The following is a 13,634-nucleotide window of genomic DNA, read 5'->3' on the forward strand; positions in this document are numbered from 1 at the left end:
TTAAAGCTTATAATATATTTATTATAGCCGATAAGATTGTTATTTCTACAAAATGGATAGTATGAAGGATAAAATTAGGCAAGCTTTAGTTGAGCTTGATATTCAAGCGACAGAGGAGCAGATTGAACAATGGCTAGAGTATCTAAAACTTCTTGAGAAATGGAATAAAGTTTATAATATGACTGCTATTAAGAAGATTGAAGATATGTTAGTTAAGCACTTATTTGATAGTCTCGCTGTAGCTAAGTATATCAAAGGTAGCTCAACTGTCGATGTTGGTACTGGGGGAGGTTTGCCAGGAGTGGTTTTGGCGATACTATATCCGCAACATCAGTTTACTCTGGTTGATAGTGTTGGCAAAAAAATCATGTTTCTCAAAAATGTCAAAAAAAGCTTGGGCTTGGATAACATTAATCCATTAAATATACGTATTGAAAACTTAAATGGCAGCTTTGATAATATTATCTCGCGTGCATTTAGCTCAGTTGATACATTTTATGAATTATGTAAGCATTTCTTAACTAAAGATAATCAAATGCTAGCAATGAAAGGTCCAGATCTTGAGGAGCAGAACTTAGTATCTTTGCCGTTGGATATTGAAAAGCATAGCATAAAAGTTCCTTTCTTGAATGCTGAGAGAAACCTTATTGTAATGAGAAAAAAATAATGATTGATAAAGAATTTATTCAAAGCTCATATACTAGTATCATCAAAAATATAGACTCAAAGGCTAGGCTATTAGCTGTCAGTAAGTATCAGTCTATCGACAAAATAGAATATTTAGCAAGTCTTGGGCAATTAGATTTTGGTGAGAATTATTTTCAAGAATTAGAGCAGAAAGCTCAGCAATTACCAAATCTAAAATGGCACTTTATTGGTTCACTGCAATCTCGTAAAATAAAGCATATTGTTAAGTATGCTAATTCAATTCAAAGTGTAGAGAAAATAGAGCATCTTGAGAAAATAAGTAAAGCTGCTATTAATGAAAATAAGTATATAGATGTTTTCTTACAAATAAATATAGATGATGATGTCAGTAAATCTGGTTTTAAATCAACTCAGTTAGATGATGTTATTGAAGCTATAGTTAAAGCGAAAAAATTCAGTAATCTAAAGGTGGTTGGACTAATGTGTATACCTGCAAAATCAAACTCTCCAGAAAAGAGTTTTGCAAAAATGAAGGTATTTTTTGACACTATTAATGCTAGTTTGGCTAATGAGTTAAAATTATCGAGACTGTCAATGGGAATGAGCGCTGATTATAAATTAGCTATACAGTATGGCAGTACAGATGTTAGGATAGGAAGTAGCCTTTTTGGTATTAGAGAAGCCTAGCCTATTATTTTCTTTATATATTTAGAAAGTAGTCTTTTATATATCTCATTAATTATTAAAACTATAAATACAGCTACAAATGTTTCAAAGGCTCTGTCTAGTGCTATTGTGTATGGGGTCGCTGACGATAAGGTGATTATATCCCAACTAATAATCATGCATGAAATAAAAAGAGCCAATAGTAGATAATATGATATAGAACAGTTAACTAAGAAAAAAAGAACCAGAAGTAGAGCTATTTGTAAATAGTAATGATTTTTTAATGGAATCATTACTATCGCGATTATGAGAGGGCCTAGTATATTGGCAAAACCTCTTTTAAGTGCAGTTATCTTTACTTTTTCATAAGAGTAGCCAAGAACCAAAACTATAGTCATCATAATCCACCATGGATTAGTATTTGGTAGGTATATAGTCATAAATTTCGTTACCAAGTATCCTATAGCAAGTGACGCAAGAGCAATAATCATCACATGATGATACTTATCTTGAATCCTCTCGCGGTTAGAGTATGGCTGATCTCTATATAGCAGTATATTTATCAAAGCATAATAGAATACAAGTAATACAATTACTACTATTACACAAGTTAGAGTTATATCTATACTTACATGGCTATATCCGAAAGCACTTGAAACATATCCAATAAAACAAAACTTCGTAAGTATCTCTGGCATTATTCTAAACTTTGTTGGTAGATAAAAAGTCAAGCTGCCCATTATGAGTGTACAAAAAGGTACAACTATAGGTAATTGTGATACAACAGTTCCAATAATCATAGCGGCACTTATAGAGATAATAGCGATAACAATATATAGATAACTTTTTCTATATACTCCATGGATTGAAGCTGCACATAAGGCTGTAATACCTACTAGACTATTAACAAAAACTTTAGGTAGAAGAAGATAGCTTATGAGACCGACTAGTCCTAATAATATAGTTAATAAAAAAGACTCTATAATTATTTTTTCACGCACTATTAGCTTTAATGTTGCTTGTGATTTCATTGTTGTTATCTCATTAGAAAAGTATTATAAGGATAATTGATATAATAAAAGATATAAATACACATCTTCTTATATCAAGTGAAAATTTGACTATTCATAACAAGCTTTACAAACTCTTTAACTTTGGGTTGAACAAACTTGTTTTTAGGATAGTAAATATAGATATCTTGTTGATCTAAAAATTCATCTTTGAGTAGTTCTACAAGTTTACCATTTTGTATTTCATCTTTTACAATATATTCATGAAACTGAGCGATTCCTAGATCATTTAAGATACATTCCTTTATAAATTCAATATTATTTGCGGATAGTTCAAAAGGTAGTGTTTGAGGATTTAAATTGTTTTTTTTGATATTTACAAGAGCTGTAGTTCTAGACTTATGAGGAATATACTTATGGTTTGCTAGATCATATAGGTTGGAGGGGATACCATTATGTTGCAAATATACTGGGGTTGCACATAATATATATCTTGTTGTAGCTATTTTACGAGCAATAATCTCCTCAGGAGGAGTCCAATTAACCCCAAGAATTATATCCGTTTCTTGAGTTTTAAAATTAGGCATTCTCTCTTCAATATTTACTTCAATTTTCACCTTACTAAATCTCTTGGAGTATTCTTTGATAAGACCTATTAGAACACTCTTGGCAAAAAATGAGGAAGTATTTATTTTTAGGGTGCCAGATGGCTCGCTATGAAAAGATTCTGCTAAATCACGAATATTTTCAATTTCATTTTGTAGTGTTTTACAATACTCAAATAAAAGCTTACCTTCATGCGTCAATGAAAGTCGACGTGTTGTTCTAATCAGTAAATCAACTTTGAGCTCTTTTTCTAACTGTTTAATACTATGACTTATAGCAGCTTTTGTTATACCAAGAGCATTTGCGGTATTTGTGAAACTTCCATAAGTTACTAACTTATAAAAAATTTCAAAAAGATTTATAGGTATATTTTTCTTATTCTTGATTGTCAAATTTTGCTAAACATAAGTTTACTAATAGCAATATTGTAAAATATATTTTTTGATTTACTATAGCCATAGTCAAATTTTTAATAAAAAAGGATTAGTTATGAAAAACTATAAAGTCATACTTCTGCTTAGTTATATAAGTATCGCAAGTGCTTCTGCTGTGATTATAAATCCAGCGTTACCTAATATTGCGAAAGACTTTGGTTTGTCGACTGGTGCAGTCGAATGGTTGGTAAGTGTTTTTCTTATAGGATATGTTGTAGGTCAGATAATATATGCTCCGATTGCAAAGAAGTATGGTGATGTTGTAACCCTAAGAGTAGGGATGATAATAAATATTGTTGGTGTACTAATTTGTCTATTGGCTTCTTCGATGGCAATGTTGCTTGTAGGAAGATTTGTAACAGCTATAGGAGCATCTGCAGGATTGGTATGTACTTTTATTATATTGAATAACTCAGTTGTTGCTGATAAAGCTAAATTAGCTTTATCTTTTGCAACTTTATCATTCGCAATATCAATAACGCTAGCTACATTAATAGGAGGTTTTATTAATGCTTATAGTCATTGGTATTATTGTTTCTATTTGTTGCTATTGCATGCTGTAATAATGTTTGCAACCACCTTCTTGTATGAAAATAAAAAAGATTTTGATTTTAATTTAAATATATCAGCAATTATTGATGGTTATAAAAATGCTTTTAGTAGTTTTAAATTAGTAGTATTTGCATTGACGCTAGGTGTTATGACTGTTTTTAGTTATTGTTATTCTGTAGCTGGACCTTTTATAGCGCATAATATGTTTAATCTAAATAGTGCTCAGTATAGCTTGTGGACTTCGATGACTATCATAGGTATAGTGCTAGGGTCATTATTAGTTGCTAAAATAATAAACAAACATGATACTCGCAAGATACTTATTGTTGCATTAATCTGTTTTGTGGTGTCAGTTGTAGTTATGGCATGGTTAAAAATTGCTAATCAAATGACGCCGTTAATATTTTTTGTATTAATAACTTTGATGTATTTTGTATGCAATTTTATATATCCTACAGCATCATATCTTGCTTCAACTGCAATTGAATGTAAGTCAAACGCATCTGCAGCGATGAACTTTATAAATATGCTAACAGCTGTTGTAGCAGTTTCTATAATGGGTTATATACCGTTTGAATACATTTGGAACTTTTTGTTGATGTGTACAATATTACCAATTATTTGTTTTGTGTTAATAATCTGTAATAAATTCTAAAAATAATAATTTTTGCAAATATTTGGTTAAATTTCTTCTTAGGGGACTAAGATTAGTATTTATTTATTCAAAGCTAGTGGCAGTAAAGCTTTGAACTATTTTATCTTTTTCTAAAATAACAACACTCTTGGCTGGTATGCTTATTTTATTATAATTCTTAGTAACATTAGCAAAATTAGCAATTACTATAATACCATTTGAGAACTCTGTAGATTGGAGCAATCTATCATTACTTAAGTATTTAAAGTTTGTCATTTTCTGTTGTACTAAAATTTTATGCCACTTTGACCAGACTGGTAGATATTTACTCAAAAGATTTTTCTGTTGTATCCAAGCTTTTCTATCCAAATGTAGCAATGGTGAGTAGTTATATAAGAAGGTCTTTAAGATATTGTCTTTTATCTGAGACGGGAATTTAAATGTTGCGTATTCCCAGTGATCAGAAGTGATGATGCTATTGTTATAAACCATCTGATAAAGAGGGACTTCAAAAATAGGGTTATAATATATATAACTCAGAAGAGGTTTTAAAGGTGTTGGTTTACCGTATCTAGGAGGAATGCTTGATGCAGACCAGTAGCTTCCCATATAGTATTTAGATTTTTTATTTTGGCGCATATCTTTATCCCAAATCCCTTGAGAAACTAGACCTTGACCAAAAGCAGCTACAGGAGCAATATAATCTTTACCATCTTCAGTACCAACTACTAAATTATAATGTTCAGCTGCCCACTTAAAATAAGCTATTTTATTTTGGGCATCTTGGGCTTGAGACATTGGATGTTTGCTAGAGAAATCATTATATAGAGCGCCGGCACCATCGCTATCAAAGAACCATGAGTTAAATTTTGCATTATATATGTTTATATCTTTATTTAAACGTCGTTTGACTTGTGGCATTGCATATGAAGAATTTAACTCATGTTGACCACTCAAGAATCCTTGTAAATATTCACCATTTTGTTTAATTATAGCAGCATCCTTAAATAGATTTTCTTTTGTATCAAAAAAAGCCGTTGGCATACTATCTGGATTTTTTTCTATCAATGAATTATATGAATCATAAGGAGCAATAAGATATCCATCTTGTTTGGCTTGTTCAATAACATTGGTATGATAAATACCATCAGTTACATCATTTAGGCCTAACCAAGCATTTTTTAGACTAATATCTTTGAGTTGATTTATCATCCATATCGATACTCCATTACCCCATTGATCAACAGGATTTATATAATTAGAATAAACGGATTGGATTAGATTTTTATTAAGCTCGACAGTGTTTGATGGTGTTCTTGGCTCGGTTAGTAATTTAGTAGCTGTAGAATTTAGTCTAATAGACTCGAACTCTTTTTTATTCCATAAGTTAGGATCTTTTGCTAATAATTTAAGTGCATTGTCAACATCTGCTTTTAAAGATGTATAAATCCATTTTTGGTTGGCAAATTCTTCTAGAGCTTTATTGGAATGCTCTTTTAGTATTTTATTAAAATATTTTGTGGGATTATCTGTTTTACTTGCAAGCTGTTGTTTAACAAACTGCTGAAATTCTTCCCAGTTTATATTTGTTTCTCCAATTAGTTCATCTCCCCATAAATAAATAAACGGGGCACCGTAGAGCTTTGTAACTTCTGGAACTATTTTGGCTTTTTCTGAAAGTGTTACAAATTCACCTTGATCTATTTTGTGTTGACGATAGGTATTTGCAATCACTGCAGGATTATTCTCAAGTATTTTAATTGTAAACCCAAAAGGTTTATCTTCATTTAGGATATTAAAAGTATGTTTAAAATGTAACGATAAATTTTGCTTCCCTGTAAACCAGAAAGAATTATCAAAAATATTATTAATTTGGTAGTAAATCGCAGACTTGCCAAATCCAGCTGTCAAAAATTGCATTGATAAGCCGGCAGTTCCAACTAGAGGGGCTTTTTCACTAGTAGTAGATGTTAGATATTTTATCCATTTCTCATCATTCGCTGGAATATCCCATCCTTCTAACATCGGTAGTAGAAAAGATTTTGATCTACTAATAATAGGGAATGTGATAGTTTTATTTTTCAATCTAGTTAATTTCTGATTATTTGTGAAGTTAACATTTAATCCACTGTTATCTAGTTTAAATTCGATATTAATATTATCACGTATAAAATCTAACTCGTTTTTACTTTGAGCTGTTATTTTAAAGTCTTGTTTTGTTTGTGCAGAAGAAATAGGAAACTCTAAAGAGTTTTGTTTGAGGTCAACTTTCAAGGTTGCTGGATCAATAAGAAAACAATTATTTTGCTCACAAAGATTTATAGTGTTAGAAAAAGCTGTAGTTGATATAAGTAGTGTTGAAATGACTATATATTTTAGATTCATTACTAAGAAAAACTTATTTTGTATTTATTTTAATGTTATATATGAAACCATTGAACATAGCTAATATTTATAGCAGGTATTTATTGGGGTTTTAGATTAATTTGAAATACTATCTATTAGACTAGCTATCAAAAATCTAATATAGTAAAATTTTCTTTAATAGGTAACCTTAGTGAAAGTCATGACTTCTTTAGACAAGATTAATAGTTATTTTGAAAGTAGCATCCAAGCAAAAATTGAAACTGCTAATGTCCTGCCTCCAGCTATTGCACAGGCAGCAAATGCTATGGTGTCTTGCCTAGAAAATGGTGGTAAGATCTTGGTGTGTGGCAATGGTGGTTCAGCTGCTATAGCTCAGCATTTTACATCTAAGTTATTGAATCATTTTGATATGGAAAGACCACCTCTTCCTGCGATAGCTTTAACAGCAGATGTTGCAACTATTACAGCAATAGGGGATCACTATGGTTTTGCCCAGATTTTCTCCAAACAGGTAGCAGCACTAGGCAATGAAGATGATATATTATTAGTTATCTCAGCAAATGGAGATTCACAAAATATCATAAATGCTGTTGAAGAAGCACATGATCTTGATATGAAAGTTGTAGCTTTGACTGGTGGAAATGGTGGTAGGCTACAAACCATGTATAATCCTGATGATATTGAGTTAAGAATTCCTACCGATAATGTCGCAAATATTCAAGAGAATCACTTTCTTATAATTCATTGCTTATGTGATATTATAGATCAGAAATTATTTGTAGGCTTAGAAGATTAATATAATGATATTAAAATCTGTATTAAAGAATTTGTGTATTGTTTCAATTTTGCTGAGTCTATCTGCTTGTGGAGTCTTTATTGAGCCTTACACAGCTCCCGTGCCTCAAGGTAAAGAAATCAAGAATAAAAAGCTTTTTGATATCAAACCTAATATGACTAAGGGAGAGGTTGTTTATATATTAGGCTCTCCAGATATTGTCGATACTTTTAATCCAAATCAGTACATTTATATAAATACATATAAAAAACATATGACGGATACTGATTTTAGTGAGTCAAAACTAATACTAACTTTTAATAACCAGGACAGGCTAGTAGGTATTTCTGGTAACTATGCGCCGCCTACCGATGAGCCTGTATTTTAATTATTATTCTAAGCCAAAATAAAACTCAGTATCGGTTTCATTTACGATTACACGATAATCTATAGAGACATCAGAGTCATTACACAAGGATTTCAAGTCAGTCAATAAAATATTTCCTAATAATTTCCTTAGTTCAGGACTTCTACCTGGTAGAATGTCAATCTCAAGTTGAATAAAGCCATCAAAGTTACTCGAACTGTCGCCAACTACATAAGTTTTGCATGGGTAGATAAGAGTTCTACATGTATGAATGTCTGTTCTAATCACTTCAGCAAGTGTAGAGTGTAGGTTTCTACAAAAGTCATATAATTTATTCGAGATTTTAATATTATCTGTATAGTGAATTTTAATTGTAGGCATAAAATAACCAATCTTCTGTTAGTGCAGAAAATAGTAACATAAATGAAAGGAATATGTTTATAGAAGAAACTTGATAAAAAGAAATAATTAAGCAGCTGTAGAAAGAGCTTTGATCTTAGCACTTAGACGAGACTTATGTCTAGCAGCTTTGTTCTTATGGATTAGACCTTTAGAAGCGTATTTATCTAAAATAGGAACTACTTTTGCGAAGTTCTCTTTAGCAGCTTCAACATCACCTTTCTCGATCGCATAAGCAGCTTTCTTTAAGAAAGTTCTCATCATAGAACGACGCGCAACGTTGTGTTGACGATTTCTTTCAGCTTGAATAATTCTCTTTTTTGCTTGTTTTGAGTTAGCCAATTTAATTCTCCAGTTTTAATTTTTTAACTTTTTATAACCTTAGGCTTCTCTAGGGGGATACGTGAGAAACACAAATATATAAATTTAATAGCTAAAGTATTTTGCATATATTGTACATTTTTGTCAACTGAATTTGTAATTTTATTAAAGAATATTTAGTTATTTAAATATAGCAATCACTACATTTTAAAGTCATTTTATAGCATAATAGGTATCTAGATTTATTAAATAAAAAATTACTTCTTAGTAGCAACAGAGCTTAAATATTATGAAAAACATCAGAAACTTTTCGATAATTGCACATATTGACCATGGTAAGTCGACTTTGTCAGATAGATTTATACAGGTATGCAATGGTCTTAGTGAGCGTGAAATGAAAGAGCAAGTCTTAGACTCGATGGATATAGAAAGAGAGCGTGGAATCACTATCAAGGCACAATCTGTAACTTTAGACTATGTAGCTAGAGATGGTCAAACATATCAGCTTAATTTTATTGATACTCCTGGGCATGTTGATTTCTCTTATGAAGTATCGCGATCATTAGCGGCTTGTGAGGGTGCTTTGTTAGTTGTAGATGCTGCTCAAGGTGTAGAAGCTCAGACAGTAGCTAATTGCTATACTGCTATTGAGCAGAATTTAGAGGTTATACCAATTCTAAATAAAATTGACTTACCATCTGCAGAACCTGATAGGGTTGCAGAAGAGATTGAAGAAATTATTGGTATCGATGCAACTGGAGCAACTACATGTAGTGCTAAGACGGGCATAGGTGTTGAAGATGTTTTAGAAACAATTGTTGCTAAAGTTCCAGCACCAGAGGGCGATGTTAATGCAAAACTACAAGCTTTAATTATAGATTCATGGTTTGATAATTATCTTGGAGTGGTTTCCCTTGTAAGAATCAAAAATGGTACCCTTAAGAAGGGAGAGAAGTTTAAGGTTATGTCAACTGGAGTTTCATATCAGGTTGATAGAGTTGGGGTATTTACACCAAAGATGAAAGACCTAGATCATTTAAAAGCTGGTGAGGTTGGTTTTATTGTCGCGGGTATTAAGGATATTCATGGAGCTCCTGTAGGTGATACTCTAACTCATACGCATAATCCAACTGATAAGCCTGTTCCAGGATTTAAAAAAGTCCAGCCACAAGTTTATGCTGGGATGTTTACTATAAGTTCTGATGATTATCCTGATTTTAGAGAAGCTTTGGATAAGCTAAGTTTAAATGACGCTTCATTATTTTTCGAGCCAGAGGTTTCACAAGCTCTAGGTTTTGGCTTTAGGTGTGGTTTCTTGGGTATGCTTCATATGGAGATTATTCAAGAAAGATTAGAGAGAGAGTACAACCTTGATTTAATCACTTCAGCTCCAACAGTTGTCTACAAGGCTGTCAAAAAGGATGGTGAAACTATAGATGTTGATAACCCATCAAAATTGCCAGAGCCAGGTGCAATAGCAGAGATACATGAGCCAATTGTGAGAGCGAATATTCTTGTGCCAAAAGATTATGTTGGTAGTGTAATTACGATATGTGTTGAGAAAAGAGGTGTTCAGGTTGACCTTAACTATGTTGGTAGTCAGGTTTCTATAACTTATGATTTACCGATGATTGAAGTGGTATCAGACTTCTTTGATACTCTTAAATCTGTTACAAAGGGTTATGGATCTTTGGACTATGAGTTAATTCGTTATGAAGCAGCAGATATGGTTCGTTTAGATGTACTTATCAATGGCGATAAAGTTGATGCTTTAGCAAGTATTGTGCATAAAGATCAAGCTAAGTACAAAGGTAGAGAACTAGTCGAACGCCTTAAAGAACTAATTCCAAGACAAATGTTTGAAGTCGCAATTCAAGCAGCTATCGGAGGAACTATTGTTGCAAGAAGTACAGTTAAAGCATTGCGTAAGAACGTTTTAGCAAAATGCTATGGTGGTGATGTTTCGCGTAAGAAAAAACTGTTAGAGAAGCAAAAAGAGGGTAAAAAAAGAATGAAGAATATTGGTTCTGTCGAGATTCCTCAAGAGGCTTTCTTGTCAGTTTTGAAGAAGTAATATTTATAATTATTACTATTTGTAGTGACAGATTATTGATCTGTTAACTTATATTAATCTATCTTAAGACAGCACACTGTGCTGTCACTACAGAAAGGTATAGATATTTAAATATGCAAAATAAAAAAATAATAGTAGGTATCTCAGGAGGTGTCGATTCGTCTGTTTCAGCGTTGCTTTTAAAACAGCAAGGTTATGATGTAACCGGTGTATTTATGAAAAACTGGGAAGAAGATGATACTGATGAGTTTTGCTCAGCAGAGCAAGATATTGCTGATGCTCAAGCAGTCTGTGATTCTATTGGTATACCTTTTAAGAAAATAAACTTTGCTGCGGAATACTGGGATAATGTCTTCGAGCATTTCCTTACAGAATATAAAGCTGGTAGAACGCCTAATCCAGATATCTTATGTAATAAAGAGATTAAGTTCAAAGCCTTTTTGAGCTATGTACATCTATTAGGGGGCGATTATATCGCTACAGGGCATTATGCTCGTACTAAGGTGGTTGATGATGGTTCGGTACAGTTAGTCAAAGGCCTTGATGATAGTAAGGATCAAACATACTTCTTATATACACTTGGTCAAGAGCAGTTAAAACAGACGATGTTTCCTATTGGTGATATTGAAAAATCTAGAGTACGTGAGATAGCCAAAGAGAATAATTTGGTAACATTTGATAAAAAAGATAGTACAGGGATATGTTTCATAGGCGAGCGTAAGTTCAAAGATTTTCTATCAAAGTTTTTGCCAGCTCAAAAGGGTGAAATACATGATGAAAATGGTATCAAGATTGGTATGCATGATGGGCTTATGTACTATACGATTGGACAAAGACAGGGTCTTGGTATAGGTGGTGTGAAAAATCGTCCTGAGATACCATGGTTCGCAGCCCAAAAGGATTTAGAAAACAATGTTTTGATTGCTGTTCAGGGTCATGATCATCCAATGTTATTCAAAGATACATTACAGGCTATAGACCTTAGCTGGGTAGCTGGATCTGCTCCAGCAGATAGTTTTAGATGTAGTGCTAAAGTTAGATATAGGCAAAAAGATCAACCTTGTAGCGTAGAGGTAAATAATGATGGTTCAGTTAATGTAGTTTTTGATGAACCACAAAGAGCAATCACTCCAGGACAATCTGTAGTCTTTTATGACAATGATGTTTGTTTAGGAGGAGGTATAATTATCTAGATTTCTATCAATATTTACAGATTATAGATTAATTATTATCACTTGCTAGAGTTGTTTTTTGAGTGTCTGTGACGTCACTTTGTTTTTCTTGAGTTGGGCTAGGGATAGAGCTACCACTTGTAGCTGTCTCTAAAGAACTACCACTATTAGCGATAATATCATCGACAGCGCTATCCTGATCTGCTTTTGTAATTAATTCATGATCTAATGTTGCAGCATCACTTGAAATTTCTTGGCGCGTATAGCTAGATTTGCTAGTGGTAGTATCAACTACATCATTCAAATAAACTCCAACTTCTTTTTTAACATCCTTTTGACTCTTCAGAACGTCTCTCTGCATAAATTGTGCTTCATGTACAGTATCAATAGTCATATGTGTATATAAGTATTCAGGATCAATAATATAAGGTCTAAGAGAAGTGTTATATTCCTTCTCTAGCTCAGGGAAGTTGACTGTATATGCTACTTTGATACGTTTTCTACCATTACTATCTGTTATTAGCATTGCAACAAGATCAGCATCTATCTTATAGTCTTTTCTGACTAAGTGATATTGTTGTTTTCTATCTAGTACTATTTGTCTAACAGGAGTTGCATATACATTTTCAGTCTTTATTGGTTTACTAACAGTTGTGATCCCTGCTTTTTGAAGCTCTGCCATAGCACGATCACCATAGTTATCTTTAGCCAATCTAAGATCAATTTCAATCATTTTAGCAAGTACTTTTTCTCTAAAATCTCTAGTTTGTTTTAGATCAAATGCAAGACATGTTCCTGTACCATCTTTTTGGAAACAGCCATTTCTCTTATCTATTAGTACAAAAAGCTTTCTAGTTTTATCATAATATAACTGGTAATCAGGAGTATTATCGCCGTGACCTAGATAAACGAATTGGTCATTAGATAACATTCCACATGAGGCAACAGCTAAAATTAATAGTAATAGTGATATTTTACTGAATATTTTACGCATATTTTAAATTCCATGATTTAACAAACAGTTTCAAGACATAATTCTTGCTTAGTGACGCTGAAAAGTAAAGCCTTGATTATAGGAAAATACTAAAAATTAAGCATTGGCATTTTCTTGCATCAATTTTTTATATTTTTTCTCAATCATTTTTCGCTTAAGTGGACCAAGATGATCAAAAAAAGTAACACCATTTAGATGATCTATTTCATGTTGGATACATCTTGCTAAGAAATCATCTTTTTCAACTTCAATCTCTTGACCAAACTCATTAAGTGCTTTTATCTTAACTCTAGTTGCTCTATTTACCTTAGCAGAAACTCCAGGAAATGATAGGCAACCTTCTTCATCAATTATCTTACCACTTTGGTCGATTATCTTAGGATTGATGATAGTAATTATCTTAGGAGTCTCACTCTCTAAGTTATCATACATTATAAAAAATCTCTTTTTTATACCAACTTGTATTGCAGCTAATCCTACACCATTTGCTTCTATCATTAATTCAGTCATTTCAGCTATTGTTGCTCGAAAATCATCATCTATCTCTTCTAGTGAGACCTCTTGTGCAATTTCTTTGAGTATAGGATGAGGATATTTTAGAATCTCTAAAGACAT

14 protein-coding genes are annotated in these 13,634 nt (G+C 32.3%); 7 read left to right on the forward strand and 7 right to left on the reverse strand.

Annotated elements, in window-relative coordinates:
- Positions 1-52: 52 nt before the first annotated feature.
- Together rsmG and IMS64_RS00145 are read left to right on the forward strand one after the other, a co-directional pair.
- A complete protein-coding gene (gene rsmG / locus IMS64_RS00140) occupies positions 53-667 on the forward strand; it encodes a 16S rRNA (guanine(527)-N(7))-methyltransferase RsmG (RefSeq protein ID WP_211490564.1) in 615 nt (204 codons plus the stop codon).
- A complete protein-coding gene (locus IMS64_RS00145; protein WP_211490565.1) occupies positions 667-1,335 on the forward strand; it encodes a YggS family pyridoxal phosphate-dependent enzyme in 669 nt (222 codons plus the stop codon). Before rsmG ends, IMS64_RS00145 begins: the two co-directional genes overlap by 1 nt.
- Here IMS64_RS00145 and IMS64_RS00150 read toward each other — a convergent pair.
- A complete protein-coding gene (locus IMS64_RS00150; RefSeq protein ID WP_211490566.1) occupies positions 1,332-2,345 on the reverse strand; it encodes an FUSC family protein in 1,014 nt (337 codons plus the stop codon). The genes IMS64_RS00145 and IMS64_RS00150 overlap by 4 nt on opposite strands.
- Positions 2,346-2,419: 74 nt before the next feature.
- Positions 2,420-3,316 carry a LysR family transcriptional regulator gene (locus IMS64_RS00155; protein WP_211491067.1) on the reverse strand — a complete coding sequence of 299 codons (897 nt, stop codon included), beginning with the start codon at positions 3,314-3,316 and terminating at the stop codon, positions 2,420-2,422.
- Positions 3,317-3,419: 103 nt separating this feature from the next.
- Between IMS64_RS00155 and IMS64_RS00160 the strand changes: the two genes are divergently transcribed.
- Positions 3,420-4,571 carry a multidrug effflux MFS transporter gene (locus IMS64_RS00160; protein WP_211490567.1) on the forward strand — a complete coding sequence of 384 codons (1,152 nt, stop codon included), beginning with the start codon at positions 3,420-3,422 and terminating at the stop codon, positions 4,569-4,571.
- 63 nt (positions 4,572-4,634) lie between these two features.
- On the opposite strand, the gene IMS64_RS00165 is transcribed toward IMS64_RS00160, so the two are convergent.
- On the reverse strand, positions 4,635-6,935 hold the full coding sequence (locus tag IMS64_RS00165) for a glycoside hydrolase (RefSeq protein WP_211490568.1): 2,301 nt from the start codon (positions 6,933-6,935) through the stop codon (positions 4,635-4,637).
- Between the two features lie 181 nt (positions 6,936-7,116).
- On the opposite strand from IMS64_RS00165, the gene IMS64_RS00170 reads away from it, so the two are divergent.
- Positions 7,117-7,713, forward strand: coding sequence for a D-sedoheptulose-7-phosphate isomerase (locus IMS64_RS00170; protein ID WP_004286753.1), 597 nt, complete (start codon positions 7,117-7,119; stop codon positions 7,711-7,713).
- Between the two features lie 4 nt (positions 7,714-7,717).
- Positions 7,718-8,080, forward strand: a complete 363-nt coding sequence (locus IMS64_RS00175) for an outer membrane protein assembly factor BamE (RefSeq protein ID WP_012280155.1) — start codon at positions 7,718-7,720, stop codon at positions 8,078-8,080.
- Between the two features lie 3 nt (positions 8,081-8,083).
- Here IMS64_RS00175 and IMS64_RS00180 read toward each other — a convergent pair whose 3' ends face one another.
- Both IMS64_RS00180 and rpsT read right to left on the reverse strand, forming a co-directional pair.
- Positions 8,084-8,440: a 5-carboxymethyl-2-hydroxymuconate Delta-isomerase gene (locus tag IMS64_RS00180; protein ID WP_211490569.1), complete on the reverse strand. Its 357-nt coding sequence runs from the start codon at positions 8,438-8,440 to the stop codon at positions 8,084-8,086.
- Between the two features lie 87 nt (positions 8,441-8,527).
- Entirely contained in the window at positions 8,528-8,800 is a 273-nt protein-coding gene (rpsT, locus tag IMS64_RS00185) for a 30S ribosomal protein S20 (protein ID WP_004286750.1), read from the reverse strand.
- Positions 8,801-9,068: 268 nt separating this feature from the next.
- On the opposite strand from rpsT, the gene lepA reads away from it, so the two are divergent.
- Positions 9,069-10,853 (forward strand): translation elongation factor 4, encoded by a 1,785-nt coding sequence (gene lepA / locus IMS64_RS00190; RefSeq protein WP_004286749.1) that lies wholly within the window; start codon positions 9,069-9,071, stop codon positions 10,851-10,853.
- A 113-nt stretch (positions 10,854-10,966) separates the two neighbouring features.
- Positions 10,967-12,046, forward strand: a complete 1,080-nt coding sequence (gene mnmA, locus IMS64_RS00195; protein WP_042524302.1) for a tRNA 2-thiouridine(34) synthase MnmA — start codon at positions 10,967-10,969, stop codon at positions 12,044-12,046.
- A gap of 28 nt (positions 12,047-12,074) precedes the next feature.
- Here the strand turns inward: mnmA and IMS64_RS00200 are convergent, their stop codons facing one another.
- The gene (locus IMS64_RS00200; RefSeq protein ID WP_012280150.1) at positions 12,075-13,019 is read right to left on the reverse strand and encodes an FTN_0109 family protein; all 945 of its coding nucleotides are present in this window, start codon (positions 13,017-13,019) and stop codon (positions 12,075-12,077) included.
- 96 nt (positions 13,020-13,115) lie between these two features.
- Complete coding sequence (gene def, locus IMS64_RS00205; RefSeq protein ID WP_004286746.1) at positions 13,116-13,634, reverse strand: peptide deformylase; 519 nt, start codon at positions 13,632-13,634, stop codon at positions 13,116-13,118.

It is taken from the genome of Francisella philomiragia (assembly GCF_018135955.1).
Classification (GTDB): domain Bacteria; phylum Pseudomonadota; class Gammaproteobacteria; order Francisellales; family Francisellaceae; genus Francisella; species Francisella philomiragia.

What these genes read in the sequence shown, in the direction of transcription:
- rsmG (WP_211490564.1), top strand. Translation starts at nt 53, where the DNA reads ATGGATAGTATGAAGGATAAAATTAGGCAAGCTTTAGTTGAGCTTGAT.
- IMS64_RS00145 (WP_211490565.1), top strand. Translation starts at nt 667, where the DNA reads ATGATTGATAAAGAATTTATTCAAAGCTCATATACTAGTATCATCAAA.
- IMS64_RS00150 (WP_211490566.1), bottom strand. Translation starts at nt 2,345, where the DNA reads ATGAAATCACAAGCAACATTAAAGCTAATAGTGCGTGAAAAAATAATT.
- IMS64_RS00160 (WP_211490567.1), top strand. Translation starts at nt 3,420, where the DNA reads ATGAAAAACTATAAAGTCATACTTCTGCTTAGTTATATAAGTATCGCA.
- IMS64_RS00165 (WP_211490568.1), bottom strand. Translation starts at nt 6,935, where the DNA reads ATGAATCTAAAATATATAGTCATTTCAACACTACTTATATCAACTACA.
- IMS64_RS00170 (WP_004286753.1), top strand. Translation starts at nt 7,117, where the DNA reads ATGACTTCTTTAGACAAGATTAATAGTTATTTTGAAAGTAGCATCCAA.
- IMS64_RS00175 (WP_012280155.1), top strand. Translation starts at nt 7,718, where the DNA reads ATGATATTAAAATCTGTATTAAAGAATTTGTGTATTGTTTCAATTTTG.
- IMS64_RS00180 (WP_211490569.1), bottom strand. Translation starts at nt 8,440, where the DNA reads ATGCCTACAATTAAAATTCACTATACAGATAATATTAAAATCTCGAAT.
- lepA (WP_004286749.1), top strand. Translation starts at nt 9,069, where the DNA reads ATGAAAAACATCAGAAACTTTTCGATAATTGCACATATTGACCATGGT.
- mnmA (WP_042524302.1), top strand. Translation starts at nt 10,967, where the DNA reads ATGCAAAATAAAAAAATAATAGTAGGTATCTCAGGAGGTGTCGATTCG.
- IMS64_RS00200 (WP_012280150.1), bottom strand. Translation starts at nt 13,019, where the DNA reads ATGCGTAAAATATTCAGTAAAATATCACTATTACTATTAATTTTAGCT.
- def (WP_004286746.1), bottom strand. Translation starts at nt 13,634, where the DNA reads ATGTCTTTAGAGATTCTAAAATATCCTCATCCTATACTCAAAGAAATT.